The sequence below is a fragment of the Mesorhizobium sp. M0306 genome (assembly GCF_040321655.1).
GTDB lineage: Bacteria > Pseudomonadota > Alphaproteobacteria > Rhizobiales > Rhizobiaceae > Mesorhizobium.
The window spans coordinates 40,316-67,023 of sequence record NZ_JAMYRY010000008.1; the positions used below are offsets into that span (position 1 = coordinate 40,316).

Consider the following 26,708-nt stretch of genomic DNA (forward strand, 5'->3'; position numbering starts at 1 on the left):
GGAGCGGCGGGCGGGTCCGCTGGTCCAAATAATTTGAAGTCTGCGCTCTTTACACGAAACGCTCCCTCGACAAAACTGCAGCGACGTCTATTTCAGGCGATCATTTCCCAAGCATCATCGCGAGGCTTCCATGACCGTCGTCACGCCGAAATTCGGGATGAGCGCCTCTGTGTTGCGTCGGGAGGATCAGGCCTTCCTCAAAGGCGCCGGGAAGGCGGGTACGATCGGGTCGACGCATGCCGCGTTCAATGCGGTGACCGACGCGCTCTACCGCGCCTACGGCATCAGGCATATCGACATGCCGGCAACGCCGGCGCGCATCTGGGCGGCGATCGAGGAAGCAAAAGGGGCGTGACAGCCGAACCGGACTTGCCAGTGCTTGCTGCCGGCGACCACGCCGGCGAACACAGCACGCTGACCGGGATCGTGCTCAAGATCGTATCGGTGGCGGTCTTCGTCGGCATGTCGTCCTGCATCAAGGCGGCAGGCATCGTGCCGGCGGGCCAGATCGTCTTCTTCCGCTCCTTCTTTGCCATCTTTCCGATCATCGCCTTCCTCGCCTTCCAGGGAAAACTCGGAACGGCCTTTTCGACGAAGCGCCCGCTCAACCACATTGCGCGCGGCGTCGTCGGTGTCTGTGCCATGGGGCTCGGCTTCTTCGCGCTGACGCGGCTGCCGCTGCCGGAGGCGATCACGCTGAACTACGCGCAGCCGCTGCTGGTCGTGGTGTTCAGTTCGATCTTCCTCGGCGAAGCCATCCGCATCTATCGCTGGAGTGCGGTTGCCGTCGGCCTGGTCGGGGTGCTGATCATCTCGTGGCCGGAACTGACGCTGCTCAGTTCGGGCGCTGCCCTTGGCGATCAGGAGGTGCTCGGCGTCATCGCCGCCCTCATAGCCGCGGCGATCTCGGCCATCGCTATGCTCCTGGTTCGCAACCTCGTCCAGAGCGAGCGGACGGCGACCATCGTGCTGTGGTTTTCGGTAACTGCGAGCGTCATGGCGCTGCTTTCGCTGCCGTTTGGCTGGCAGGCGCTGACGCCAGCACAGGCGGGGCTTCTGATTGCCGCGGGTTTTTGCGGCGGGCTTGGCCAGATCCTGATGACCTCGGCCTATCGCCATGCCGAGGCTTCCGTCGTGGCACCTTTCGAATACACTTCGATGATCCTCGGCGTCGTCGTCGGCTATCTGGTCTTTGGCGACGTCGCCACGATCAACATGCTGGTCGGCGGCATGATCGTGGTTGCGGCGGGGATTTTCATCATCTGGCGCGAGCGCCAGCTGGGTCTCGAACGCACCCGCACCCGCAAGGCCGTCGCGCCGGAAGGGTGATCAGCCCTTCGCTGCGTCGGTCCGCTCTTTCGCCAGCCGCATCAGCACCGACCGCGTCTGCTCGTCGGCGGGGAAAAAAGATTCGATCGCCAGCTCCGACAGCGTCACGTCGAGCGGCGTGCCGAACACGGTGATGGTGCTGATGAACGACAGCACCGCGTCGCCATGGGCAAGCTGGAGCGGATGGACAATCGCGTTCGGTTCGACCGGCGCCGGCCGGCTGCCTTTAAGGCCGGACGGACAGGCCCGAAGCTCGCGCTCGAGCTCGACCAGAACCGGATCGGCGGTAGCGTCGTTCTGCCGCTTCAGCCGCTCCAGAAGATGCGTCCGCCATTCCGCAAGGTTGACGATGCGCGGTGCGATGCCGCCGGGATGCAGGCTGAGCCGCAACACGTTGACCGGCGGCTTCAGCAGGGAGGCATCGGCGACATTGGCGAGGAACGGGCCGATGGCGGCGTTCGCCGACACCAGGTTCCAATGCCGGTCCACGGCAAGCGCCGGGAAGGCTCGTGCGCCTTGAGCACGGTCTCGACCGCCGCCATCGCCGGTGCCATCGAGGCATCGTCAAGTGGTCGTTCGCTGAAGCTCGGGGCAAAGCCGGCGGCCAGCAGCAGCTGGTTGCGCTGCCTGAGCGGGACCGAAAGCTGCTCCGCCAGATGCAGCACCATATCACGCGAGGGTGCGGCGCGGCCGCTTTCCACGAAACTCAAATGCCGCTGCGAGATCTCGGCCTCCATAGCAAGGTCGAGCTGGCTCATGCGCCGGCGTGTACGCCATTCTCGAATGAGACTGCCGGCGGAAATCTGGGCTGCTGTCATGACGAGATGACTAGGCCGGCAGTGGGCGCATTTCAATTACCTGCGAGGTCATGATGCCGCCCTTCCTTCCTCGCAAGGGGAGAACGGAAGACGCGCTCGGCAATCTTACCCAAGCGCCCGCAACTTCGCCCTCACTTCGAGGAAATCCCGCCATGCCAGCTTCTTGTGCGCCGGCGTTCTCAACAAATAGGCCGGATGCAGGGTCGGCATGGCGGGAATGGCGACGCCGGACGGGGTCGTGTGGACGCGCCAGTTGCCGCGCAGCCGCAATATGCCTTCGGAGGTGTTGAGCAGGGTCTTTGCCGACGGGCCGCCGAGATTGACCAGCACCTTCGGATTGACCAGTTCGATCTGCCGCTCGATGAACGGCCGGCAGATCTCGGTCTCGTGCGGCGTCGGCGTGCGGTTGCCCGGCGGCCGCCAGGGAATGACATTGGCGATATAGACAGATGTCCGATCAAGACCGATCGCGGCCAGCATGCGGTCGAGCAGCCGGCCGGAACGGCCGACGAAGGGCAGGCCCTCTATGTCCTCGTCGCGCCCCGGCGCTTCGCCAACCAGCATCACCGCGGCAGTCGGATTGCCGTCGGCGAACACCAGGTTCTTGGCGGTGAGTTTGAGATTGCAGCCGTCGAATGCCGCCATGTGCTGGCGAAGCTCGTCGAGGCTTGCCGCCGATCTCGCCAGTTGCCGCGCCAATGCCGCTTGCGCCTCGTCGGGCACCGTTGACATGACCGGGGACGTTCGCACTGCCGGTGCCGTATTGGGTCTCTCGCCCATCTCGGCGCGCGACACGCTCGTCGAGCGTTGTGGCGCCGCATTTTCACCGGCCGGCATAGCGGCCGCCGCAGGCACCCGCTCCGGTGGCCTGGCTTCTGCAAACCTGTTTACCGGCTGTTCTTCAAGTGCCTCGTCGACGCCGGCGCTGGCGTAGAAGGCCAGCAACTCGGCGAGATCGGCTCGGCTATTGTGGGGGGCGGCAGTCATGGTTTCACATTCGGCCGCGGAGCTTGAATTTGCAAGTTCAGCTCGACGGTATGCGCGGATCCTGCACCAGATAGAACGTCCAGCGCGGCGTGTAGTCGGTAATCAGGAAATAGAAGCTGGCGGTCTTCAGCGGGTCGATCTTGCCGTTCTTGAACAGCAGGCGGTCATAGGGTTCGAAATTGCGGTCGAAATCGGCGTAGCTGCTCGACCAGATATTTTCGGGGGTTTTGTTGCGCTGGTCGAACGACAGCCCGTCGCCGAACACGCTCGGCTGGTCGAGGATCTCCTGGAGTTCGAACTGGAACTCGACCCAGGCCTGGCCGCTATTGTTGAGCACGTCGATGCGCATATACATCAGACCGTTGGCGAAGTCTCCCGCCTTGCCGAACGGCTGGATCGGCTTGGTCGTGCGAATGGCCAGCGTTACCGGGGTCGCTGAATTCAGCTCTTCGGTGATGACCAGCGGATCCTCCTTCGTGCCGATGCCGGAAGCCCCGGTGATGCGGAAGCCGCCCCGCTCGTCGGAAAAGGAATAGGCGCCGGTCGCCCAGACCAGTTGCTGCTCGGCACGCGCATCGAGGGCCGGCAGCGGCAGAAGCGCCAAGAGCGCCGCACGGCAAATCCGGCCGGGCGTGAAAAAAAAGCGCGTCGATGAAAAGCCAGCCGGCCCGAATATGCGCATGGCGGGAAGTATGGCCGATAAGCAAGCCGTCGAACAATTAAAAACATCGGTGCGACATATCTCTGCAAACGGAATAGGATTGAAGATTGATGCTCGCCAAGGCGAATCTGTGCGGCAGGACGTGACTTTTTGACGAAATCGGTATTGTCACGTCCGCGCCGGTTTCCCGTCGCTATTTGATGCGCTATGCAGCGCGTGAGCCAGCAAGATGCCGGGACTAGCGAGCCAGTGAGGAGTCGATGAGCGATATCGAACGCGAAAGCATGGAATTCGACGTGGTCATCGTCGGCGCCGGCCCGGCCGGCCTTGCCGCCGCGATCCGTCTCAAGCAGGTCAATCCCGAGCTTTCCGTCGTCGTGCTGGAAAAGGGCGGCGAAGTCGGCGCGCACATCCTGTCCGGCGCCGTCGTCGATCCGATCGGCATCGACCGGCTGCTGCCCGGCTGGCGCGAAGAGGAGGGTCATCCCTTCAGGACACCGGTCACCGACGACCATTTCCTGGTTCTCGGCCCCGCCGGTTCGTTCCGTCTGCCCAATATCCTGATGCCGCCGCTGATGAACAATCACGGCAACTATGTCGTCTCGCTCGGCAATGTCTGCCGCTGGCTGGCGACAAAGGCCGAAGCGCTGGGCGTCGAGATCTATCCGGGCTTCGCCGCGGTCGGCCTGCTCTACAACGAGGCCGGTGCGGTCACCGGCGTCGTTACCGGCGACATGGGCGTCGAGAAGGACGGCACGCACGGTCCGGGCTTTGCGCCGGGCATGGCGCTGATGGGCAAATATGTCTTGATCGGTGAGGGCGCGCGTGGCTCGCTCGCCAAACAGCTGATCGCCAAATACCGCCTTTCCGACGGCCGCGAGCCCGGAAAATACGGCATCGGCCTCAAGGAACTCTGGCAGGTCAAACCGGAAAACCACCGGCCGGGCCTTGTCCAGCATTCCTTTGGCTGGCCGCTCGATATGAAGACCGGCGGCGGCTCCTTCCTCTACCATCTCGAGGACAACCAGGTGGCAGTCGGCTTCGTCGTTCACCTGAACTACAAGAACCCCTATCTGTCGCCCTTCGACGAGTTCCAGCGCTTCAAGACCCACCCGGCGATCCGCGGCACCTTCGAGGGTGCCAAGCGGCTGGGCTATGGTGCCCGCGCCATCACCGAAGGCGGCTGGCAGTCGGTGCCGAAACTGTCCTTCCCCGGCGGTGCGCTGATCGGCTGCGCGGCCGGCTTCGTCAATGTGCCGCGCATCAAGGGCTCGCACAATGCCGTGCTCTCCGGAATGCTGGCGGCCGAGCATGTCTGTGATGCGATAGCCGCCGGCCGCGCCAATGACGAGCTGGCCTCCTACGAGGCCGCCTGGCGCGCCACCGATATCGGCAAGGACCTGAAGAAAGTGCGCAACGTCAAGCCGCTATGGTCGCGCTTCGGGACCATTGTCGGCGTCGGCCTTGGCGGCCTCGACATGTGGCTGAACACGCTGTTCGGCTTCTCGCCCTTCGGCACGATGAAGCACGGCAGGGCCGACTACGCCACGCTGGAACCGGCCGCCGCGCACCAGAAGATCGCCTACCCGAAGCCGGACGGGGTGCTGACCTTCGACCGGCTGTCGTCGGTGTTCCTGTCCAACACCAACCACGAGGAAAACGAACCGGTGCATCTGCTCGTCGCCGACATGGACCTGCAGAAGCGCTCCGAGCATGACGTCTATGCCGGGCCTTCGACGCGTTACTGCCCGGCCAGCGTCTACGAATGGGTCGACAAGGACGGCAATGCCGCCGCCGATCCTGCCGCCAAGGATGTGCGCTTCGTCATCAACGCGCAGAACTGCGTGCACTGCAAGACTTGCGATATCAAGGACCCGAACCAGAACATAAATTGGGTGCCGCCACAGGGCGGCGAGGGCCCGGTCTACCAGAACATGTAAGTCACAAGGTTTGCTCCGGACCAAACAAGATGAGGAGCAGCGCAACCGTAGGATTGTTGAATAGACCGCCTGCCTGTGTTTCCTTTCTGTGACGACAGGGAGGAAGGAAAATGCGTCTGGCAGTTCTGACGAGCGTTGTGGCGATCGGGGCGTTGTGCACCCCTTCAGCCTTGGCCGACACTAAAGTATTGGTCAAGACACGAACTTACAACATTGCCGGAACCACCGGCGCGGCACTGATCGAGGCCATGGATCGCCGGGGGCCGAAGCACGGCTTCATGACCCACGCCATCGCGCAGACCGGCTACAGCGTCGATGATTGGACCTTCGACGCCCATCGGGAAAACGGCGTCTGCCGCCTGCGCCGGGCCAACGGGACGCTCAATCTCTTCTATACCTATCCCCGACTAGTCTCAGCCACGTCGCCTGCGCTGCAGAAGCGCTGGAAGCGGTTCTTCGCTGGCGTCCGCGCCCATGAAGAGACCCATGGCCGCATCGCCAGACAGATGATGCGGGCCACCGAAAAGTCGGTTCGGGGGCTGACAGTCGGTGATGACCCGCACTGTTTCGAGGCACGTCGCGAGGCGAAGCGCCGGATCAATGCCATCTATGCCGAATACGAGGCAAAGCAGATCGCCTTCGATGCGCACGAGCATCGCGACGGCGGCCCTGTCGAGCACCTCATCCGCGCTTTCGTGGGCCAGTAATAAGCCAGGTCGAGATAGGACTGCGGATTTTCAGCTTCGCGTCCCGCCAGGCAGCGCCGCAAGCGCGGTCGCCGTCTGGTGCTCGTCGAGCGGCTTTTGTTCATCCGACCGTAGCGAAAACTCCACCAGCACCGGCAGATGGTCTGAGCCGGTGTCTTCCAGCTTCGACGCCGAACGGATGATGATAGCGCCCTTGCTGAAAACCTGGTCGATCGGCAGTCCGGCGAAGCGCAGGAAATCCGGCAGCCTTCTGTAGAGCCAGGTCGGCCCGACCGACGGCATTACAGTCAGCTTGCCAAGCGATGCGACGCGCCGGACGGCGGCGCTCCATGGTGCTGCGTTGCAGTCGCCCGCCAGGATCGACGTCTCGCCAAGCGAGGCGATTTCGTCAGACAACCCTCCAATCTGCCGTGATTGGTTGTGCGGCCATGGCCAAGTGAGGTGGATGGCGGCGACATCGACGTCGGTTCCGCCGAAATCGACCGTGGCGATCGCCATCGCGCCGCGGCTGTCGCAGTGCGGCTCCGTGCCTATGGCAAACGGTCGTCTGGACAGCAGCGCAACGCCGAACACGCCATTGGGATATGGGCAGAGGATCCGGTGGGGATAGGCGCCGGACAGCAGTCCAAGCTTTGCCTTCCACATCTCGGACACCTCGTCGAGGGTGATCACATCAGGCTGGGTCCGGCCGATCAGCGACAGCACCTTCTCAGGCGTTGGATTGTTGAACCTGAGGTTCATCTGCAGCAGGCGGTAGACTGGCTCGTCACCGGGTTTGGCTTCGTAGGCCGCCTGCACCTGCCATAGCCGCGAAAGCGGCAAGGCATTCGACGTGGTGGCAAAGGAGGCTACCGCAAACAGCAATGCGGCCGCCGCCTGCAGGCGAAACGAGGTGGCGAGCAGCGGCAGCGCGCAAAGCGCCATCAGCACGGAAAAATGGACGCGGAAATGAGCAAAGGAATCGAGGGCCGGATGCAGCGATCCGAAGAACCCGGCCACCAGCGCGGCCGAGAGTGCAAGCATTGCGACGAATGCCAGCGCAACCGTCATGTCCTGAACACGTGCCATCGCTTTGTCTATCGGCAGAAATGCGGCTCAATCAAGATGACGAAATGTCCTGACCTGGACCGACACATGCGATTCGGCATTTACTGGAAGGCAGTTTCCGAAAAGCTCCTGAGCTTGCGCGAATGCAGTCGCTCCATCGGCATTCCAGCCAGCTTCTCCATCGCCCTGATGCCGATGGTCAGGTGCTGCGCTACTTGCCGCTTGTAGAACTCGGTCGCCATGCCCGGCAACTTCAATTCGCCATGCAGCGGCTTGTCGGATACGCAAAGCAGCGTGCCATAGGGCACCCGGAAGCGGAAGCCATTGGCGGCGATCGTCGCCGATTCCATATCGAGCGCGATCGCCCGCGACTGCGACAGCCGCTGCACCGGCCCGCGCTGGTCGCGCAGCTCCCAATTGCGGTTGTCGATAGTGGCGACGGTGCCGGTACGCATGATGCGCTTGAGGTCGTAGCCGGAAAGCCCGGTGACCTCGGCGACCGCTTCCTGCAGCGCCACCTGGATTTCGGCCAGCGGCGGGATCGGCACCCAGACCGGAAGATCGTCGTCGAGGACATGGTCTTCCCGCACATAAGCATGCGCCAGCACATAATCCCCCAGCGCCTGCGTGTTGCGCAGGCCGGCGCAATGGCCGAGCATCACCCAGGCATGCGGCCGGAGCACCGCGATGTGGTCGGTGATCGTCTTGGCGTTGGAAGGGCCAACGCCAATATTGACCATGGTGATGCCGCCATGGTTCGGCTTCTTCAGATGATAGGCCGGCATCTGCGGCAGGCGAGGCGGCGCGGCACCCTCACCGGGCGCGCTGTCCCCGACTTTGGTCACGATATTGCCCGGCTCGACGAACTCGACGTATCCGTCACCCCCATTGGCCATCAAATCGCGTGCACGGGCAACGAATTCGTCGATGTAGAACTGGTAGTTGGTGAACAGCACGAAGTTCTGGAAATGCTGGGGACTGGTCGCCGTATAATGCGACATCCGGTGCAGCGAATAGTCGATCCGTTGCGCGGTGAACGGTGCCAGCGGCCGTGCCTCGCCCAATGCCACTTCGAACGTGCCGTTGGCGATCTGGTCGTCCGTGCCGTCGAGATCCGGCACGTCGAACAGGTCACGGATCGGCCGTTTGATGCGTTCCGCGGCAGTGCCGTCGACATGAGTGCCCTCGAGAAAGGCGAAATGCAGCGGGATGGGAGTGGTCGATTCCGAGACCGTGACCGGAACGCCGTGGTTGCGCATGATCAGGCGAAGCTGTTCGGTGAGATAGCTTTCGAAAAGAGCAGGCTGGGTGACGGTGGTCGAGAAATGCCCCGGCGTCGGCATGTGGCCATAGGCCTGCCGCGAGTCGATCTGGGTGAATGAACTCGTGGTGACGCCGATCTCCGGATAGAAGGCCCGGTAGCGTTTGTTGTTGTCACCGCCCGCGGCGAGCGCGGTAAATGAATCGCGCAGGAACTTGGTATTGCGATCGTAAAGCACCTGGAGGGCTGCAACCGCCTTCTTGGCGTCGTCGAAGCTCTTTCGGCCAAACGGCTCCGGCGTGACGACCGATTCAATGGCTTGGGGATAGATTCGCTTTTCCATGACCCAATATAGAGAGTTGGGCGCGCAGTTGGGAGGGGGTAAGGTGATCTCAGAACGCCTGTTGGCGTTTTCTTTCCAGCGGCCTTAAGCGCGTCGCGTTCGTCCGGCCTCATGCGACACGCTTTAGGTTCTTGCTTTTATGCATGCCGTTGTCGCAAAACCGCTGCACACTTTTGCGCGACATGCATTAGCCGCGCCGCAAGCTTACCAGCAGCACAAAGCCGATGCCGGACTTCCTCGGCGCAGGCGCCTCGATGGTCGAACCAGCATCGGCGCGCATCGTCGGCACGGCCAGGACCGGGGCCGCCAGGAGCATCAGGATGAGCGCCGTCCGCGGCAGAAGCCGAAGGGTCTTGACGATGTTGGCGGTGGGCGGGTCATGGCGTGGGTTTCAATATCTCGCTGTCGGGTTCAGTGGCGAAGCTGGTTCGGGCAACCGAGCCGGCAGGAAATGGCGACGTCCCAGGCGCGGGCCGGCCGGCCGGCTTCGGCGACAAGGACGGCGAACAACATGCCGAACAGGCTCATCAGCAGGCAGACGATGGTGAAGCGGCGGGCAAGCATTGCGCGGTGTCTCCTTCAACACGCATGACAATGCCTTGCCCAGGCTGAACCGGCTCTGATGCCGCCGTTCATCTGGGGTTCAAAATGGTTGATGATCTCTGGGCGGGCCGCCTTGAAAGCAGCGACCTATGGCGACGCCGTGGCTGCCAGGCGACAACATGAAAACGGGGCCGACTGGCCCCGCTCACCACGGCAGGAAGGGCACGATCAGAGCTTGTGCCAGGTCTGGCTTTTGCAGATCAGCCCGCCGAAAACGCAGCCGCTCATCTTGAGTGAACTGCCGGAAAGGGAAGCCTTGCCCGAATAGGTCTTGTCGGTTTCCGGGTCGGTTATGGTGCCGGCATATTTGTTGGCGCCGGCCACCTTCAGTGAACCGATGTTCTTGCCGGCAAATTTGCCGGATTTGAGCGTAATCGAAAATGCCCCGCCGCCACCCGAAATGGCGGCAGTCGATCCGGCTTGCGTTTTCCAATTGCCTTCGATCGGATCGGCCAATGCCGCGCCGGTCATCATTATTGCGGCCGCGAGGGCCAGGCTCACTTGTCGAAACATGTCTCTCCTCCCTCAGGCAAGTCCAATCGGGCTCCGTCCCGGCTGTCTGCCCCTTACGCAACGTAAGCTAGTCCAGCTTCCGGAAAAACAAAAGCGGTGCCGCGACGGAAGGGTTGCGGGTTTTTGCCCGCTCCCGAACGGCCGCGCTGGCGAAAAATGAAACGGGCCGCACACGTCTTTGTCTTCTGTGGTTAGCGGAGTCTTGATCCGCGCCTCGCAAGTTTTCTTCAAATTTTGTGCAAACCGGCGCGATTGCTGGCTTTGTATCCTTAACGAATTTTCGCGTTTACCTCTTGTTTTAGCTTTGTTTTCCTCAAATTAAGCACGCCATTTAACGACGGATTCAAGCCTCCGCGGCATTCTCGAAAGCATCGAAAGAGCGGCCGCCCCCGAAGGTAATCAAGGACACCGAGGGACAGACGGAGACAGCTCTCGGGAGCCAGAACAGGGGATTTGAAATGGCACGTTTTGAAATGCTTGAAGCAGGCTTCGGCGCCATGGGGGCAACTGCCCAGGCCGATATTCTTTTCGAGTTGGGCATGATGTATGCGACCGGCCGCGATTGCGAGACCGATGTCGTCGCCGCCCACAAATGGTTCAACATCGCCGCGATCAAGGGTTCGGCCCGCGCCGCGGAACTGCGCTCTGAATTGTCGGCCGCCATGTCGAAGGGGGAGATCGCCAAGGCGCTGCGCGAAGCCCGCGAATGGATGACGATGCACTGAATTCGCCGGCATCGACTTCACAGGGGTACTGACCTCACGACAGGGACGCTTCGGATCAAAGCCGCGCAGACGGCTGGACCCGAAAATCAAGGCCGCGCAAGACGGCTGGGCCAACAAGAACACGGCAGGCGGACGAGCCGTGCAATAAACCCTACAAAACAGGGAAGGCGAGCGGATCCCGGTGCTGATACCTCGGGAAGTTCGATGAGAAAAGCTGCGACCGGCCGGAACAAGGCTGGCGCGGCTTTGTCTTTGGGACAGCGTGTTGCAGGCCCAATCGAGCGCCGACGATGCGTCTAGACAGCTCCGGTGAAGGATGAAATTCTCCCGCCACTCTGGAAGAGGCGCGGCCGGGATGGTCGCGCGAGAGTGGAGGAGTTATGTCACCATGAAGAAATTCAGTATTTTGAGCGCAGCCATATTTGGCTTGATGATGACCGCGCCGGTCGCCTTCGCCGATGACATCGCCTTTTCAGTGGTCGGACCGATGACCGGTCAGCTTGCCACCATCGGCGATCAGTTTAAGCAAGGCGCGCAAGCCGCCGCCGACGCGATCAATGCGGCGGGCGGCGTTGACGGCCGCCAGATCAAGCTCGACATCGAGGATGACCAGTGCGATCCGAAGCAGGCGGTTTCGGTCGCCAACCGCATCATCGCCAATGGTGTCAAGTTCATCGATGGCCACGCCTGCTCGGGCTCCAGCATCCCGGCCTCCGCTGTCTACGCCGAAGCCGGTGCGCTGATGATGAGTCCAGCTTCCTCGAACCCGGTGCTGACCGACGCAGCGGCGAAAGCCGGCTGGCCGACGATCATGCGCCTCTATACGCGCGACGATGCGCAGGGCGCTTTCATCGGTCCCTGGATCGCCAAGAAATATGCAGGCAAGAACGTCATCATCCTGCACGACAAGAGCGCCTATGGGCAGGGCGTGGCCGATGCCGTGAAGGCAACGATGAACCAGAACGGTCTCAATGAAGTCCTCTACGAGGGCATCAACGCTGGCGAGAAGGACTATTCCGCGCTTGTTACCAAGCTCAAGGAGCTGAAAGCCGACGTCGTCTATTTCGGCGGCTATCACCCCGAAGCCGGCCTGATCCTGCGCCAGTCGGCGGAGCAGAACCTCAAGTTCCAGTTGATCATGCCGGACTCGATCGCTTCGCCGGAATTCTGGCAGGTTGCCGGTCCGGCCGGCGAAGGCACCATGTTCGTCTTCCCGTCCGATCCGCAGGCGAAGCCCGAAGCCAAGGAAGCCATCGCCAAAATCAAGGCCGGCGGCTTCGTGCCGGAGGGCTTCACGCTGTTTTCCTATGCGGTGATCCAGGCCTTCGCCGAAGGCATCAAACGCGCCGGCAGCGACGATCCGGCAAAAGTCGCCGAAGCGTTAAAGAACGGCCAGCCGATCAGCACGGTTGTCGGCTCCGTCACCTTCGACGAGAAGGGCGACCTCAAGAACGTCAGCTACGACATCAACCAGTGGCACGACGGCAAATACGCGCCGATCCAGCCGTGATGGCCGCGGCGCCGCAAGACGCGCTGCTGTAATCGAACATGGCCGGGGTCAACCCGGCCATGGTGTTTTTGGCGACGCCTTTGTGACGCGTTCGAGGTCACTTCGTGGATAGGGAAACAGCAGCCAGCTGAGATTCCTCGGCAAAGCGAACCAGCACGGTCCCGTCGGTGACCTGCGCGCCTTCGGCAGCGATCTCGGCGATAACCCCGTCATGGGGCGCGGCAATGGTGTGCTCCATCTTCATCGCCTCCAGGATCAGCAGCGGCTGGCCCTTGATCACGGACTCGCCTTTGGCTGCACGCACCAATTTGACCAGGCCGGGCATTGGTGCGCGCAGGCTGCCGGAAGCGGCGGCGGCTTCGTCGGCTCGCGCCAGCGGATCCGGCACGGCAAAACCGTAGCCGATTGCGCCATCGAAGACCGTGACGTGGCCCGGCCAGCGGGCGAGGCGAGGCGCCGCGCGAAGATCATGCGAATTGACACTCTCATAGGGCGCATCCAGCACCACCTCGAACCGTCCGTCCGGCCGCACCGACACGCGCGCGACGATCTCCTGCTCGCCAAATTTCAGCAGCGTGCGCCGCGCTACAGCATGGAAATGCGCATAGCCTGCCAGCGACGACCAGGGATCGTCCGAGGACGGCAAGTCGCTCGCACCGGACGCGGCAAGTGCCGCGGCGGCAATTGTCTCACCGCTCGGCGGCGGAACCGCCGTCAACGCCTGCTGATGCCTGGCGATCAGGCCGGTATCGACATCGCCCGCCGCAAAATCCGCATCAGCGGCTAGCGCGGCAAGAAAGCCAGTGTTGACCGTCGAGCCGGCGATTTCGGTCTGCGACAGCGCCGCGCCAAGTGCCGTGAGCGCCGCCCGTCTGTCCTTGCCATGGACGATCAGCTTGGCGATCATCGGGTCGTAAAACGGCGAAATCGCATCGCCGGCGCGCACACCGGTTTCGATGCGCATGGTCGCACCCTCCGGTGCCGGCTGCGGAAATTTCAAATGGTGCAAGGTGCCGGTCGCCGGCAAAAACCCTCTTGCCGCGTCCTCGGCATAGATGCGCGCCTCGAAGGCGTGGCCGGACAGCGCGATCTCGCTCTGCATCTTCGGCAGTTTTTCGCCGGAGGCTACCCGCAACTGCCACTCGACCAGGTCGATGCCGGTGACCATTTCGGTGACGGGGTGCTCGACCTGCAGGCGGGTGTTCATTTCCATGAACCAGAAACGGTCGGCCTTCAGACCTTGCGAGGCATCGACGATGAACTCGATGGTACCGGCGCCCGAATAGTGGATTGCCTTGGCGGCTTTCACCGCCGCCTCGGTCATCGCCTTGCGCAGTGCCGGCGTCATGCCCGGGGCAGGCGCCTCCTCGATCACCTTCTGGTGGCGGCGCTGCGCCGAGCAGTCACGTTCGTGAAGATGTACGGCGTTGCCGAAATTGTCACCAAACACCTGCACTTCGATGTGGCGCGGCTTGTCGACATATTTTTCCACCAAGACGCGGTCATCACCGAACGCGGCTTTCGCCTCGCGCCGCGCGCCCGACAGTGCTTCAGAAAAATCATCGGGATGCTCGACACGCCGCATGCCCTTGCCGCCGCCGCCGGCGCGCGCCTTGATCAGTACGGGGTAGCCGATCTCGCGCGCCTTGGAGGCGAGCAACACGATCTCCTGCGCTTCGCCATGGTAGCCCGGAACGACAGGCACGCCGGCCTTTTCCATCAGCCGCTTGGCCGCGTCCTTCAGTCCCATGGCACGGATCGAGGCCGCCGACGGCCCAATGAAGATCAGCCCAGCCGCCGCGACCTGGTCGACGAATTCGGGGTTTTCCGAAAGAAAGCCGTAGCCCGGATGGATGGCCTCGGCACCTGCGGCCAAGGCCGCCGCGATGATCTTGTCGCCGCGCAGATAGCTTTCGTTGGCGGGAGAGGCGCCGATATGCATCGCTTCGTCGGCCATTTCGACATGCAAGGCGTGAGCATCGGCGTCGGAATAGACGGCGACGCTGCGCACACCCATGCTGCGTGCCGTGCGGATCACCCGGCAGGCGATCTCGCCACGGTTGGCGATCAGGATCTTGGCGAACATCGGGCCTCCACAGGCAGAGCTTGCCGCTAACGGCGCGAATTCTCTCTACGCGAGCTGCGGCGATGTCCTGCTTTGTAGTCTGGCGGTCAAAGGGTAGGCAAGCGAGGCCTGCCTACTTTGAGGCCGCGATTTCGCAAGCTCCCCCGGTTGTGACCTTGTAACGGTTGCGGGTGGCCTGGCAGGATTTCATCGCCATATCCTCGGCAGCCTTTTGCGACGGCGCATTCAAGCGTGAGCCGCACAGGATGTACAACGAACGCACCCGGGAATACGGAGTGGTCGCATAAGCTGAATGGCCGCTGGCCGCCACATAGGCCTTATATGCCTTGGTGCATGGCCGATCCGCGGTTGCCGGAAAATACGGGTAGAAGCGGACGTCGCCCTTGCTTCCAGCCAGCGATTCCGCAGCGCCGACACTGGGGCTCGAGATTAGAAGCAACCCAGCTATTAGCGAGAGGACTGCTTGTTTGACGCTGATAGACTTCATTTTTTCCCATCCATTGGAAACGTCGAAGGCCGCCGAGTGTCGGCCTATTTGGAGGCAGCTATGGCGCATGCCCCTGCAGTCGTGACCTTGTACTTGCTGCGCGCGGACTGGCAGGACTTCAACGCCAGTGCTTCAGCAGCCTTCTGGGATGGTGCATTCAGATAAGCACCGCAAATAGTGAATTCGGTTGCCCAGTTGAATGGCGTCATCGCATAGGCCGAGTGACCGCCAGCCGCCACGTAGTCCTTGTAATTTTTGCCGCAGCCTCCGATTGTACCCGGTGCAAAATAGACCGGAAAACGGCTGTCGCCCTTGCTTCCCGCCAGCGATTCGGCGGCGCCAACATTCGGTCCAGAGGCCACGAGCAGTGCAAGTACCGATATGGCTGTTCGCCTGATGGATAAAGATTTCATTGCCCAACCCATTTGAAAAACCCCAACACTGTAGATATTCGCTTATTTAGAGGCGGCGATTTCGCAGCCCCCACCTGTTGTAACCCTGTAACTGTTGCGGGTGGCCTGACAGGATTTCAACGCCAACTCTTCGGCAGCTTGCTGTGACGGTGCATTCAAGCGCGAGCCGCAGATGATGTACAGCGAACGCACCCGGGAATACGGAGTGGTTGCATAGGCTGAATGGCCGCCGGCCGCTACATAGGCCTTGTAGGCCCTGGTACATTCATCCTTCGGGTTCTGCGGCAAATAGGGATAGAAACGGGTCTCGCCCTTGCTTCCCGCCAACGACTCCGCTGCACCGACGCCAGGCGTCGCTAATATAAGCAACCCCGCAAGTATATGCACAGTTGTTCTCTGAAAAACCCGCCGCCTCATCTTCGCCCAATCCCCATTGGTATTTGCGATGATCAATAGCCGTGATTCTTTCGTCTGGCCAGATCAAGAAGCAAAAAATAGTCGGGAGATGTGGTGGTCGCCTGCGCAGGATCACACCCTGCCGAGTGCGGCAACGACCCACTGATACAGTTCGGCCGTCGGCTCGTCGAAGCAGCAGAAAATGACGGCTTCCGGAACGACGTTCTGGCCGATGAAGGCACTCACGGTACCGACGGCAATTTGCGTCGCCTGGTCCTTTGGATAGCGGTAGACGCCGGTCGAGATCGCTGGAAACGCCACCGTCCGGCAGTCCTTTGCGGCGGCGATTTCGAGCGACCGGCGATAGCAGGAGGCGAGCAGTTCGGCTTCTCCTTTGCTGCCGCCTTGCCAGACCGGCCCGACCGTATGGATGATGTAGCGCGCGGGCAGCTTGTAGCCCTTGGTGATTTTTGCGTCTCCGACCTTGCAGCCATTCAGCATCCGGCATTCGGCCAGAAGCTCGGGGCCGGCCGCGCGGTGAATGGCGCCGTCCACGCCACCGCCGCCGAGAAGCGAGGTGTTGGCGGCGTTGACGATGGCATCGACCGCCAGCTTCGTTATGTCGCCGGTTTGAATGCGAATCCTCGGGCCGGTTTCGCTCATCTCACATCCTGAACACGCCGAAGCGTGTCTCCTCGATCTCGGCGTTGAGCGCGGCCGAAAGGCTGAGCGCCAGCACCTCGCGGGTCTTGGCCGGGTCGATGATGCCGTCGTCCCAGAGCCTTGCCGACGAATAGAGCGGGTGGCCTTCGTGCTCGTACTTCATCAGGATTGGCTTCTTGAATTTCGCTTCCTCCTCGGCGCTCCATTCGCCGCCCTTGCGCTCGATGCCTTCGCGCTTGACGACGGCCAGCACCGTTGCCGCCTGCTCGCCGCCCATCACCGAAATGCGGGCATTCGGCCACATCCACAGGAAGCGTGGTGAATAGGCGCGTCCGCACATGCCGTAATTGCCGGCGCCGAACGAGCCGCCGATGATCATCGTTACTTTCGGCACCTTGGCGGTGGCGACCGCCATCACCAGCTTGGCGCCGTCCTTGGCGATGCCGCCGGCCTCGTATTTTCGCCCGACCATGAAACCGGTGATGTTCTGTAGGAAAATCAGCGGCACCCTGCGCTGGCAGCACAGTTCGATGAAGTGCGCGCCCTTCAGCGCGCTTTCCGAAAACAGCACGCCATTGTTGGCGACGATGCCGACCGGCATGCCGCTGAGGTGGGCGAAACCGGTGACCAGCGTGGTGCCGTAATTCTGCTTGAACTCATCGAACTCGGAGCCGTCGACGATTCGGGCGATCACCTCGCGCACGTCGTAAGGCTGGCGCAGATCCGTCGGTACGATGCCGTAGAGTTCATGTGGATCGTGAAGCGGCGGAATCGATTTCTTCAGGGCCAGGCTTACAATTTTGTTCCGATTCAGGTTTTTGACGATCCGCCGGCATATGGCCAGCGCATGCTCGTCGTCGAGCGCATAGTGGTCGGCAACGCCGGAAAGCCTTGTGTGCACGTCGGCGCCACCGAGGTCCTCGGCGGTGACGTCCTCGCCGGTGGCCGCCTTCACCAGCGGCGGCCCGCCGAGAAAGATGGTTGCCTGGTTGCGCACCATGATTGTCTCGTCCGACATCGCAGGCACATAGGCGCCGCCGGCCGTGCACGAACCCATGACGCAGGCGATCTGCGGAATGCCGGCGGCCGACATGTTGGCCTGGTTGTAGAAGATGCGGCCGAAATGATCGCGGTCGGGAAACACCTCGTCCTGGTTGGGCAGATTGGCGCCGCCGCTGTCGACCAGATAGACGCAAGGCAGATTGTTCTGTAGCGCGATCTCCTGTGCACGCAGATGCTTCTTCACGGTCAGCGGATAATAGGTGCCGCCCTTCACCGTGGCGTCGTTGACGACGACCATCACTTCGGTGCCTTCGACCCGGCCGATGCCGGCGATGAGGCCGGCGGAAGGGATGTCCTCGCCATACATCGACCAAGCGGCGAACTGGCCAATTTCGAGGAGCGGCGAGCCCGTATCGAGCAATTGCGCGAGGCGTTGCCGCGGCAGGAGCTTGCCGCGAGAGACGTGCCGCTCACGCGCCTCTTCCGAGCCACCGCGCTCGATGGCGGCGGCTTTTTCAGCGATGTCGGCGACCAGCGCCCGCATGCGCTCGGCATTGGCGCGGAAGATATCGGAGGCGGGCGAGATCTGCGAGGTGAGGGGGGCCATGGCGCTACCGGATCAGCTCGATTTTGCAGCCGACATCGAGGTCGCCCCAATCGCGATCGGCGGTGACGGCAATAGCGTTCTCGCGAATTGCCAGTGCGAGGCAGGCCCGATCGCCCAGCGACAAGCCGCGATGCCGCGTCAATTGGCGAAGCTGCCCGGCCGCGATGCCCATCGCGTCGTCGAAAACGGCGATCGGCATGCCGAGACTGGCGAGGTCGTCCGCGGCCTGTTCCATGCTGCGTCCCTTGTCGATCAGCTTGGCGATGATTTCGGCCGCATTGATTGAACTGCATTGTGCGTCCGGCGCGAACCCCAAAGCATTGTCGGTGCCTTGCTCGTTGAGCAGGATTGCGAGCGCCGCCGAGCTGTCCATGACGTAGGGCTTCATTTCGCCCGCTTTCCCGTTGTCCCTTCGGCGTGAAGCCGGTCGAGACGCTTGTCGCTTCGACGCTGCTCTTCCCGCCGCTCCTTCAAAAATTCGTCGACCACGCTTTCACCGGGCTGTTTCAGCGCTGACAATTCGGCCTGGACCCGTCGCAGATTCTGCAGCCACGATCTTACCCGCAGCTCGCCGCTTTCGACATGAAGGATCATGTCCTCGCCAGGCTTCACGCCCATCTCCTCGCGCATCGCGGCAGGGATGACGAAGCGCCCGCCCTCGCCAAGCTTGACACGCTCGCGTTTCGCCGGAACCCGAAGCCGTGGTTGGCGAGCGCCGGCATCGAACTGTGCTTGCGGGTCTTCTTCAAGTCCGGACTTTCCCGTTTTGCCCGCCATGGTCCGTCTCGCCTGTATTGTGGCACATATTCCGAGGTATGCCACATCTTGCGGCTTCTGGCAAAATCTTAAAAAGATGCCATCAGGCGCTCTCCGCCATGATTTCCCGCCCGATCAGCCAGCGACGGATTTCGCTGGTGCCGGCGCCGATCTCGTAGAGCTTGGCGTCGCGCAGCAGCCGGCCGGTCGGGTAGTCGTTGATGTAGCCGTTGCCACCCAAAAGCTGGATGGCGTCGAGCGCCATCAGCGTCGCCTTTTCGGCGGCGAAGAGAATACAGCCGGCAGCATCCTTGCGGGCCGTCTCACCGCGATCGCAGGCGGCGGCTACGGCATAGACGTAAGCACGCGCCGCGTTCATCGTCGCATACATGTCGGCGAGCTTGCCTTGCACCAACTGGAATTCGCCGATCGGCTGGCCGAACTGCTTGCGTTCATGCACGTAAGGTATCGCCACGTCGAGGCACGCCGCCATCAGCCCGATCGGGCCGCCGGCCAGCACGGCGCGTTCGTAGTCGAGGCCCGACATCAGCACCTCGACGCCGCGCCCTTCCTCGTGCAGCACGTTGTCGAACGGCACTTCGACATTCTCGAACACCAGCTCGCCGGTGTTCGAGCCGCGCATGCCGAGCTTGTCGAGCTTTTGCGCCACGGAAAAACCGGCAAAGGCCTTTTCGACGATGAAAGCGGTAATGCCGCGCGAATTGAGTTCCGGATCGGTCTTGGCGTAGACGACCAGCGTCTCGGCATCCGGCCCGTTGGTGATCCACATTTTGGTGCCGTTGAGTACATAGCGATCGTTGCGTTTTTCGGCGCGCAGGCGAAGCGACACCACATCGGAGCCGGCACCCGATTCCGACATCGCCAGTGCGCCGACCTTTTCGCCGCTGCAGAGCGAAGGCAGATATTTTTCCTTCTGCGCCTGCGTTGCCCAGCGGTTGATCTGGTTGACGCAGAGGTTGGAATGGGCACCGTAGGAGAGGCCGACCGAGGCGGAGACGCGCGAAATCTCCTCCATCGCGACAACATGGGCGAGGTAGCCCATGCCGCTGCCACCGAAATCGGGATCGGCGGTGATGCCGAGCAGGCCAAGCCCGCCGAGCTCCGCCCACAGATGTGCCGGGAATTCGTTCGAGCGGTCGATTTCGGCGGCGATCGGTGCGATCTTTTCCTGGGCAAAGCGCCGCACCAGGTCGCGCAGTGCCTCGATGTCTTCGTCAAGCCCGAAGTTGAGCGTATGCGTGTACATGCCGTTCCTCCCGGCGCACGATCCCGAAAATCGGGATCGTGCGCGAAATCAAGTTGCTAGAACGTCCTTTGCGCGCCCGAATAGACGCGCGGCGTCGTAGCTCGTTGACGCGCCATCGTTCTTTGCTCCAACAAGGCGCAATGTCATTGCTAGATATGTAGCGGTGACTTCGGCGATCGACAGCCGTTCGCCCGGCCGGAACCAGACGATGACGCCGGTCATCATCTGGATCAACGCCATGGCGGTGAGCCCCGTGTCTTCGATACTGAACAAGCCCGCTTCGACGCCGTCGCGCAGGATAGCGCGCAGCTCCTTCTCGTAGGCCGCGCGCATGCGCAGGATCTGCGTTAGTTTTTCGTGCGACAGGCTGCGCAGCTCCATGTTCGAGACATGGGTGGAATGGCGGCGTTCGACGTGGAAGGCGATGTGGTTTTCGACATAGGCGGCGAGCCGCGCTGCCGGATCGGCGCCGACAGGGCTTGTTGCGCGCCACGTCTCGATCAAGCCTTCCATATGCTCGCGCATCAGCGTGAACAGGAGGTCCTGCTTGGTCGGGAAATAGCGGTAAAGCGCCGCTGCCTGGACGCCAACCTCGGCCGCCAGCTGGCGCATCGACATCGCCTCGTAGCCGAGACGCGCAATCAGGCTGACCGCCGCCTCGCGGACCGCAGCTTCGGTCTTCTCTCCGTCGGAACCGGTCGTACGCGCCATGACAAGCCGCCTTTTCGCGACAATAAAACAAACGTTCAATTAATTCAAGGACCGAGCTATGTCCGGGCAGGGCAATGGCTTCAGGTTTGCTCTATCTGCACCCTGGAGATTTTGTGCGATGGAAGCGAATGAGCAGGATCATGCCTTGCTAGGCAACAATCCTGAAACCCGCGGAAATGTCGCGTGCCTCGATCTCCTCGACGTCGACTTTCGAAACCGCTGCCCCTGGCGGCCCTTGCCAAAGACGTTCGATCATTGTCGAGACCGCCGCACCCGTCCCTGCAATCAAGGCTGTCACCGAGCCGTCAACTTCGTTGCGCACCCACCCGACAAGACCAAGGGCCGACGCCTCGCGCCGCGCCCAGACCCGGTAGCTGACGCCTTGCACCTTGCCGTATATGCGTACCTGCACCGTCCGATCGGTCATCGCGGTCTCCATCCTCTGAGTCGAGTCTGGCGCAGCGTCTTGCAAATTCAACCGCGCCGCGTGCATCGAAGGTCTCTCTGCCGATCGCGATCCGCCAGCCTCACGTGCGAGATGGGCGGCGTCTCCATCGAATGATTGACTAAGTCAAATAATAGGCGATCATGGTCCTTACGGAGCGATCAGCCCGAAGGAGGTCGACATGCCGGCCGATCGGAATGCCCTTGTCGCGGAGATCCGCGGCTTCAATCGCTTTTACACGCGGCTGATCGGTCTGCTCGACCAGACCTTGACGCACAGCGCCTATACGCTAGGCGAGGCGCGGCTGCTGTTCGAATTGGGCCGCCGATCCCATGCTGCCGCCAATAGCGGCGGTGAGGCAGGGTTTCTTGCGCGGGCATTCCACCTCGATCTCGGACCGGCAGCCTCCGAAATCGCTGCCGAGCTCCGGCTCGATCCGGCGTATGTCGTACGCGTCCTGAGGAGGTTCGCCGCCGCTGGCCTGACCGAGATGCGCACTGACCCAGCCGATCGGCGCAGACGCATCCTGTCGCTGACCGCTCGCGGAAGTGGGGAGCTCGCCAGGCTTCAGGTTGCGGCGGATCGCGACCTCGCGCGGCTGACGGGCGGGCTCGCCGATGAAGCGGCTGCCGAATTATCGGACGCCTTGAAGCGCGTCATGCGCCTGCTCGGGGAGAAATAGCGGGCAGCACTGGGGTCCCGGCGTTGCGCTGTTCAGTTCCCCCGCGCTGCTGCCAGTGCGCCAGGCAGTTCCTCGGCAAAGATGTCGAGCTCGTGGTCGAGGCCGACGCTGACCCGGATGCAGCGGTCGAGCACCGGCACCATCGGCTTGCGGATGAACACGTCGCGTGACAACAGCGCCTGCAGCACTTTTAGTGCGAAAGCGCCGTCGCGGCCGCAGTCGATGGTGACGAAATTGGTCGCCGAAGCCAGCGGCTTCAGCCCGTTCGCTTCGACTATTGCGGCGATACGCCGGCGGCCGGCGGCGACCCGCGCCACCACGCTTTCCAGCCAGGCCTGATCGGCAAGCGCCTCGACGCCGGCGATCTGCGCCATGCGGCTGACGCCATAGTGGTTGCGGATCTTCTCGAAGTCCCTAATCACCTGGGCCTCGGCCACCGCATAGCCGCAGCGTATGCCGGCCAGCCCATAGGCCTTGGAGAAGGTGCGCATGCGGATGACGTTCGGCCGCGCCACATCGATCGGCGGCAGCGCTGAGGCTGGCCCCAATTCGCCATAGGCCTCGTCGAGCACCAGCATTGTGGTCTCCGGCAAGGCTTCGATGAAGCGGCTGATCTCGGCGGCTTCCCACCAGCTGCCCATCGGATTGTCCGGATTGGACAGGTAGACCAGTGGCGCCTTTTCGCTGGCCACTGCCCCCAGCAGGCCGTCGAGGTTTTCCCGGTCGTTCTCGTAGGGCACCGCGACCAGCCGGCCGCCGACGCCGGCAACATGAAAGTTGAAGGTCGGATAGGCGCCGCGCGAGGTCACCACCGCGTCGCCGGGCGCCACATACATGCGCGCAACCAGGCTGAGCAGCCCGTCTATGCCTTCGCCGATGACAACATTTTCGGCGCCGACGCCGAGATGCCGGGCTACGGCTACCTTCAAATCGTGATTGTCGGGGTCGCAATACATCCACATGTCGCCGGCAATCTCGGCCATGCGGGCAACGACGCGCGGCGAAGGGCCAAAGCTGCTCTCATTGGCGCCGATGCGGGCGCGAAAGGCGCGGCCGCGGTCGCGCTCCTGCGCCTCCGGGCCGACAAACGGCACTGTAGAGGGAAGCGCATCGACGAGCGGCGTAAGGGGAGGGCGCATGGCAAAGGCTCGTTCGAAAAGGGGCCTTCTTGCTAGCCTGCTGGCTTGGCCTGCGCAAGTTCCATGGCCAGCGGCAATGGTCAGGCTGGATTCTACCGGATCATTTTGCTAGCGAGACATGATGAGCAACCGACTGCCGCCCGCCTGGTCCAAGCACATAAGATCCCGTTCGGCGCCGAACGTGCAACCGCCGAAGGCGAAACCATTGACGCGCGTGCAGGCCGACGATGCGCTGCTGAAACAGGCGTATGGCTTGCAGCAGGCCAAGCGGTTGGCCGAGGCTGAGGAACTGTGCCGTCGCGTGCTGGAGCGCACGCCCAACCATCCCTTGGCTTTGTATATCATGGGCACGCTATTCATCGGGCTCGACGATGAAATGGCCCTGCGATATTTGGCCCGCGCCGTCGGCGAGGAGCCTCAAAACCCCTTTTATCACCTTAGTCTGGGTGAAGTTTATCTAAAAGTCAGCGAATATTCGCCCGCAATCAGGCATATTCAGCAAGCTTTGAAGTTGAAGCCCGATTTGCTGGAAGCGCTTTGCGCATTGGGACGCGCTTACGTGGAATTCGACAAGGCTGACATGGCTGTGCCGGTTTACGAGAAAGCGCTCAAGATCAACCGCGATCATCCTCGCGTTCGGACAGGACTGGCCAGCGCACTCACCGGTCTCGGTCGCGTGGACGAAGCCGAAGTCTATCTGAAAGAAGCGATCGAACGTCGCATCGCCATGCCCGCTGCCTATGACGAGCTTGTGCATACGCGCAAATTCACCGAAGAGCCGGCCGAACTTAAGTCCATCCTGCGCGAACTGAGCTACCCAAAACTTGACCCCGAAAGTGCGATGAGACTTCATCACGCAGCCGGCAAGGTGCTGAACGACCTTGGGCGCTACGAAGACGCGATAGATCATTTCAAGAAAGGCAAGCAGGCCGCAGGCTATAAGTTTGATCTGAAAGCCTATCGCCGCTGGGTCGACTCTACGATCGAGCTCTTCAACCCGGACATGGTGGCTGCCAAGGCGGGTCATGGAAGCCCATCGGAAGTGCCCGTGTTTGTACTGGGAATGCCCCGGTCGGGGACCACCCTGACCGAGCAGATTTGCGCGAGCCACCCGGATGTTCACGGCGCAGGAGAACTTAAAAAGCTAAGGCGAGCCGCAAATGCTATCGGCCTCACGAAGGTTCCGTCACGAGCCTTGGGCCAATTGATCGTGCCGATCACCCCTGACGTGTCCAAAGGGTTGGCCGAGGAGCACCTGTCATACCTTCGTGAGCGTGCGCCGACCGCACTTCGCGTCGTCGACAAAATGCCCCAGAATTTCGAACTGATCGGTCTAATAGGCCTTCTCTTTCCCAACGCGCGGATTATTCACTGCCGCCGCGACGCAATCGACAATTGCCTCTCGTGCTTTTTCCAGAATTTCTCCAAGGGACACAGCTACATCGCCGACCTGCAGACGCTCGGGCTGTACTACCGTGAATACGATCGCCTGATGCGACATTGGGACAAGGTTTTTCCAGGACGCATCTTCGAAAGTCGCTACGAGACCCTGGTTGCGGATCAGGAGGCACAATCGCGCCGTCTGATCGATTATCTTGGATTGCCCTGGGACGATGCCTGCCTGCGCTTCTTCGACAAGGAGGGATCGGTCAACACGGCCAGTCGCTGGCAAGTCCGGCAGCCGATCTACAGTTCATCTGTCAAGCTCTGGAAAAACTATGAGAGCGCAATCCAGCCGCTGATCCAATCGCTCGGCGATCTCGCCGGTGCCTAAGTTCCACGGCCGGCGGCAACGGTCAGGCTGGATTCTCCCGGACCATTTTGCTAGCGAGACATGATGAGCAACCGACTGCCGCCCGCTTGGTCCAAACACATAAAGTCCCGTTCGGCGCCGAAAGTGCAGCCGTCGAAAGTGAAATCGCCCTCGCGCGCGCAAGCTGACGACATGCTGCTGCGACAGGCGCTCGAACTTCAGCAAGCCAAGCGGCTCCCGGAGGCGGAGGAATTATGCCATCGCGTTCTCGCCCGCACGCCCAACCACCCGCTTTCGCTCTACATCCTCGGCACGTTGGGGCTCGGAGTCGACGATGAGTTGGCTCTCAAATATTTTGCGCGGGCAGTAAGCCAGACGCCTCAAAATCCATATTTCCACCTTAGCCTGGGAGAGGCCGGTCTGAAGCTTGGCGACAGCTTGCTTGCGATCAGGCACTTGCAGCGCGCCTGCGAATTGAAGCCCGATCTGGTGGAAGCGCTTTGCGGACTGGCGCGTGCCTACGTCAACTTCGACAAGGCCGAGATGGCTTTGCCCCTTTACGAGAAGGCGCTAAAGATCAATGGCGACCATCCCATGGTCCGGATTGGTCTGGCTGGTGCGCTCACCAGCCTCGGCCGCATGGACGAAGCCAGAGCCTATCTCGATCAGGCAATAGAACGTCGCGTCGATCTTGGTGCGGCCTACGACAGCCTGGTCAACACGCGCAAGTTCACCGGAAAGCCTGAGGAACTCGGTTCTATCCTGCGTGAACTCTCCAATCCCAAGCTCAACCCGGATGTTGCATCTCAACTCCATCATGCCGCTGGCAAAGTGCTGAACGATCTCGAGCGCTATGATGAGGCGATGGATCACTTCCAGAAGGCAAAAAAGGCCGCTGGCGATGCTTTCGATCTGGAGTCATTCCGCCGCAGAATCGATTCCATGATCGAGATATTCAGCCCGTCACTGTTGGAAGCCAAGGCTGGCCACGGCAGTCCGTCCGAAGTGCCTGTGTTTGTGCTGGGCATGCCCAGGTCGGGGACGACGCTGACGGAGCAGATCTGCGCGAGCCATCCGGATGTCCATGGCGCCGGGGAACTCACGAAGCTGCGTCGAATGGCGGGCTTGATGGGTTTCAGAACGCAGCCGGATGAGGCCTTGCGCAGTTCGATCATGTCGATGACGCGGGATCAGTCGAGGGCGCTGGCCGAGGAATATCTGTCCTATCTGCGTCAACACGCGCCAGGCGCGCTCCGCATCGTCGACAAGATGCCTCATAATTTCGAGGTTGTCGGCTTGATCGGAATTCTCTTTCCCAACGCGCGCATCATTCATTGCCGCCGCGATGCCATTGACAATTGCGTCTCGTGCTTCGTCTTGAGGTTCAACAAGGAGCATGGCTACAACGCCGACCTTGAGACTCTCGGACTGTATTACCGGGAATATGATCGCCTGATGCGGCATTGGGACAAGATCTTTCCCGGACGTATCTTCGAAAGCCGCTACGAAACGCTGGTTGCGGATCAGGAGGCTCAATCCCGCCGTCTCATCGATCATCTTGGATTGCCCTGGGACGATGCCTGCCTGCGCTTTTTCGACAAGGGCGGTTCGGTCAACACGCTCAGTCGCTGGCAGGTGCGGCAGCCGATCTATAGCTCATCCGTCAAGCGCTGGAAAAAATATGAGAGCACAATCCAGCCGCTGATTGACGCCTTGGGCGATTTGGCCGAACTTTGAAGAAGTGGGTTGCGTTCGACAGGCCGAGGCTGACCGTGACTTGCTGCCGAGATCCGTCGACCCTGTAGGCCAGCCCTTCAGATCGGAACAACGTTTTTATTTCTTGCACGTCTGAACAAG

29 protein-coding genes and 1 pseudogene are annotated in these 26,708 nt (G+C 61.8%); 10 read left to right on the forward strand and 20 right to left on the reverse strand.

The genetic code is table 11. The features are described from left to right. Window positions 1–130 precede the first annotated feature (130 nt). Together NKI95_RS14085 and NKI95_RS14090 are read left to right on the forward strand one after the other, a co-directional pair. Window positions 131–355 carry a hypothetical protein gene (locus NKI95_RS14085; RefSeq protein WP_352717683.1) on the forward strand — a complete coding sequence of 75 codons (225 nt, stop codon included), beginning with the start codon at window positions 131–133 and terminating at the stop codon, window positions 353–355. After that, a complete protein-coding gene (locus NKI95_RS14090) occupies window positions 352–1,329 on the forward strand; it encodes a DMT family transporter (protein WP_502909157.1) in 978 nt (325 codons plus the stop codon). The genes NKI95_RS14085 and NKI95_RS14090 overlap by 4 nt, the downstream gene beginning before the upstream one ends. Here the strand turns inward: NKI95_RS14090 and NKI95_RS14095 are convergent. The 3 genes and pseudogenes from NKI95_RS14095 to NKI95_RS14105 all read right to left on the reverse strand — a co-directional run bounded on the left by NKI95_RS14095 (window position 1,330) and on the right by NKI95_RS14105 (window position 3,816). Continuing rightward, window positions 1,330–2,147, reverse strand: a pseudogene (locus tag NKI95_RS14095) (helix-turn-helix domain-containing protein). Between the two features lie 105 nt (window positions 2,148–2,252). Beyond that, window positions 2,253–3,134 (reverse strand): uracil-DNA glycosylase, encoded by an 882-nt coding sequence (locus NKI95_RS14100; RefSeq protein WP_352717425.1) that lies wholly within the window; start codon window positions 3,132–3,134, stop codon window positions 2,253–2,255. Between the two features lie 37 nt (window positions 3,135–3,171). Next, on the reverse strand, window positions 3,172–3,816 hold the full coding sequence (locus NKI95_RS14105) for a hypothetical protein (protein ID WP_352468994.1): 645 nt from the start codon (window positions 3,814–3,816) through the stop codon (window positions 3,172–3,174). Between NKI95_RS14105 and NKI95_RS14110 the strand changes: the two genes are divergently transcribed. The 3 genes from NKI95_RS14110 (at window position 3,767) to NKI95_RS14120 (ending at window position 6,442) form a co-directional block, all read left to right on the forward strand. Beyond that, window positions 3,767–3,949: a hypothetical protein gene (locus NKI95_RS14110; RefSeq protein WP_352469009.1), complete on the forward strand. Its 183-nt coding sequence runs from the start codon at window positions 3,767–3,769 to the stop codon at window positions 3,947–3,949. The genes NKI95_RS14105 and NKI95_RS14110 overlap by 50 nt on opposite strands. Window positions 3,950–4,055: 106 nt before the next feature. After that, window positions 4,056–5,735 (forward strand): electron transfer flavoprotein-ubiquinone oxidoreductase, encoded by a 1,680-nt coding sequence (locus NKI95_RS14115; protein WP_352717426.1) that lies wholly within the window; start codon window positions 4,056–4,058, stop codon window positions 5,733–5,735. Between the two features lie 110 nt (window positions 5,736–5,845). After that, on the forward strand, window positions 5,846–6,442 hold the full coding sequence (locus NKI95_RS14120; RefSeq protein WP_352717428.1) for a DUF922 domain-containing protein: 597 nt from the start codon (window positions 5,846–5,848) through the stop codon (window positions 6,440–6,442). A gap of 30 nt (window positions 6,443–6,472) precedes the next feature. Here the strand turns inward: NKI95_RS14120 and NKI95_RS14125 are convergent, their stop codons facing one another. The 5 genes from NKI95_RS14125 to NKI95_RS14145 form a co-directional block, all read right to left on the reverse strand. Next, entirely contained in the window at window positions 6,473–7,510 is a 1,038-nt protein-coding gene (locus NKI95_RS14125; RefSeq protein ID WP_352717430.1) for an endonuclease/exonuclease/phosphatase family protein, read from the reverse strand. Between the two features lie 80 nt (window positions 7,511–7,590). Then, window positions 7,591–9,093, reverse strand: a complete 1,503-nt coding sequence (locus NKI95_RS14130) for an AMP nucleosidase (protein WP_352717431.1) — start codon at window positions 9,091–9,093, stop codon at window positions 7,591–7,593. A 187-nt stretch (window positions 9,094–9,280) separates the two neighbouring features. Further along, on the reverse strand, window positions 9,281–9,409 hold the full coding sequence (locus tag NKI95_RS14135; protein ID WP_352717432.1) for a hypothetical protein: 129 nt from the start codon (window positions 9,407–9,409) through the stop codon (window positions 9,281–9,283). A 95-nt stretch (window positions 9,410–9,504) separates the two neighbouring features. Further along, a complete protein-coding gene (locus NKI95_RS14140; protein WP_023718367.1) occupies window positions 9,505–9,657 on the reverse strand; it encodes a hypothetical protein in 153 nt (50 codons plus the stop codon). A 207-nt stretch (window positions 9,658–9,864) separates the two neighbouring features. Next, the gene (locus NKI95_RS14145; RefSeq protein ID WP_352717433.1) at window positions 9,865–10,209 is read right to left on the reverse strand and encodes a DUF2147 domain-containing protein; all 345 of its coding nucleotides are present in this window, start codon (window positions 10,207–10,209) and stop codon (window positions 9,865–9,867) included. A 458-nt stretch (window positions 10,210–10,667) separates the two neighbouring features. Here NKI95_RS14145 and NKI95_RS14150 point away from each other — a divergent pair, with 458 nt between their 5' ends. Together NKI95_RS14150 and NKI95_RS14155 are read left to right on the forward strand one after the other, a co-directional pair. Beyond that, window positions 10,668–10,934, forward strand: a complete 267-nt coding sequence (locus NKI95_RS14150; protein WP_352490873.1) for an SEL1-like repeat protein — start codon at window positions 10,668–10,670, stop codon at window positions 10,932–10,934. Window positions 10,935–11,322: 388 nt separating this feature from the next. Continuing rightward, entirely contained in the window at window positions 11,323–12,444 is a 1,122-nt protein-coding gene (locus NKI95_RS14155) for an ABC transporter substrate-binding protein (protein WP_352717435.1), read from the forward strand. A 97-nt stretch (window positions 12,445–12,541) separates the two neighbouring features. Here NKI95_RS14155 and NKI95_RS14160 read toward each other — a convergent pair whose 3' ends face one another. From NKI95_RS14160 to NKI95_RS14210, 11 genes are all read right to left on the reverse strand, one after another. Then, entirely contained in the window at window positions 12,542–14,530 is a 1,989-nt protein-coding gene (locus tag NKI95_RS14160; protein ID WP_352717436.1) for an acetyl/propionyl/methylcrotonyl-CoA carboxylase subunit alpha, read from the reverse strand. A 112-nt stretch (window positions 14,531–14,642) separates the two neighbouring features. Then, window positions 14,643–15,017 (reverse strand): hypothetical protein, encoded by a 375-nt coding sequence (locus NKI95_RS14165; RefSeq protein ID WP_352717438.1) that lies wholly within the window; start codon window positions 15,015–15,017, stop codon window positions 14,643–14,645. 44 nt (window positions 15,018–15,061) lie between these two features. Further along, window positions 15,062–15,430 carry a hypothetical protein gene (locus tag NKI95_RS14170; protein WP_352717439.1) on the reverse strand — a complete coding sequence of 123 codons (369 nt, stop codon included), beginning with the start codon at window positions 15,428–15,430 and terminating at the stop codon, window positions 15,062–15,064. Between the two features lie 42 nt (window positions 15,431–15,472). Further along, window positions 15,473–15,757: a hypothetical protein gene (locus NKI95_RS14175; protein WP_352717440.1), complete on the reverse strand. Its 285-nt coding sequence runs from the start codon at window positions 15,755–15,757 to the stop codon at window positions 15,473–15,475. A 201-nt stretch (window positions 15,758–15,958) separates the two neighbouring features. Beyond that, window positions 15,959–16,489: an O-acetyl-ADP-ribose deacetylase gene (locus tag NKI95_RS14180; RefSeq protein ID WP_352717441.1), complete on the reverse strand. Its 531-nt coding sequence runs from the start codon at window positions 16,487–16,489 to the stop codon at window positions 15,959–15,961. A gap of 1 nt (window position 16,490) precedes the next feature. After that, window positions 16,491–18,098: a carboxyl transferase domain-containing protein gene (locus NKI95_RS14185; RefSeq protein WP_352717443.1), complete on the reverse strand. Its 1,608-nt coding sequence runs from the start codon at window positions 18,096–18,098 to the stop codon at window positions 16,491–16,493. A gap of 4 nt (window positions 18,099–18,102) precedes the next feature. Next, window positions 18,103–18,486, reverse strand: a complete 384-nt coding sequence (locus NKI95_RS14190; protein WP_352665924.1) for a type II toxin-antitoxin system VapC family toxin — start codon at window positions 18,484–18,486, stop codon at window positions 18,103–18,105. Continuing rightward, window positions 18,483–18,875 carry an AbrB/MazE/SpoVT family DNA-binding domain-containing protein gene (locus NKI95_RS14195; protein WP_352717445.1) on the reverse strand — a complete coding sequence of 131 codons (393 nt, stop codon included), beginning with the start codon at window positions 18,873–18,875 and terminating at the stop codon, window positions 18,483–18,485. Before NKI95_RS14195 ends, NKI95_RS14190 begins: the two co-directional genes overlap by 4 nt. Window positions 18,876–18,957: 82 nt before the next feature. Next, window positions 18,958–20,121: an isovaleryl-CoA dehydrogenase gene (locus NKI95_RS14200; RefSeq protein WP_352717446.1), complete on the reverse strand. Its 1,164-nt coding sequence runs from the start codon at window positions 20,119–20,121 to the stop codon at window positions 18,958–18,960. A 48-nt stretch (window positions 20,122–20,169) separates the two neighbouring features. Next, window positions 20,170–20,832 (reverse strand): TetR/AcrR family transcriptional regulator, encoded by a 663-nt coding sequence (locus NKI95_RS14205; RefSeq protein WP_352717448.1) that lies wholly within the window; start codon window positions 20,830–20,832, stop codon window positions 20,170–20,172. Window positions 20,833–20,980: 148 nt separating this feature from the next. Beyond that, window positions 20,981–21,259, reverse strand: a complete 279-nt coding sequence (locus NKI95_RS14210; RefSeq protein ID WP_352717449.1) for an acylphosphatase — start codon at window positions 21,257–21,259, stop codon at window positions 20,981–20,983. 199 nt (window positions 21,260–21,458) lie between these two features. Between NKI95_RS14210 and NKI95_RS14215 the strand changes: the two genes are divergently transcribed. Further along, entirely contained in the window at window positions 21,459–21,959 is a 501-nt protein-coding gene (locus NKI95_RS14215; protein WP_352717450.1) for a MarR family winged helix-turn-helix transcriptional regulator, read from the forward strand. 32 nt (window positions 21,960–21,991) lie between these two features. Here the strand turns inward: NKI95_RS14215 and NKI95_RS14220 are convergent, their stop codons facing one another. After that, entirely contained in the window at window positions 21,992–23,098 is a 1,107-nt protein-coding gene (locus NKI95_RS14220) for a pyridoxal phosphate-dependent aminotransferase (protein WP_352717452.1), read from the reverse strand. Between the two features lie 121 nt (window positions 23,099–23,219). Between NKI95_RS14220 and NKI95_RS14225 the strand changes: the two genes are divergently transcribed. Both NKI95_RS14225 and NKI95_RS14230 read left to right on the forward strand, forming a co-directional pair. Next, complete coding sequence (locus NKI95_RS14225) at window positions 23,220–24,872, forward strand: tetratricopeptide repeat-containing sulfotransferase family protein (protein WP_352717453.1); 1,653 nt, start codon at window positions 23,220–23,222, stop codon at window positions 24,870–24,872. Between the two features lie 63 nt (window positions 24,873–24,935). After that, a complete protein-coding gene (locus NKI95_RS14230) occupies window positions 24,936–26,588 on the forward strand; it encodes a tetratricopeptide repeat-containing sulfotransferase family protein (protein WP_352717454.1) in 1,653 nt (550 codons plus the stop codon). The last annotated feature ends 120 nt before the right edge of the window (window positions 26,589–26,708 follow it).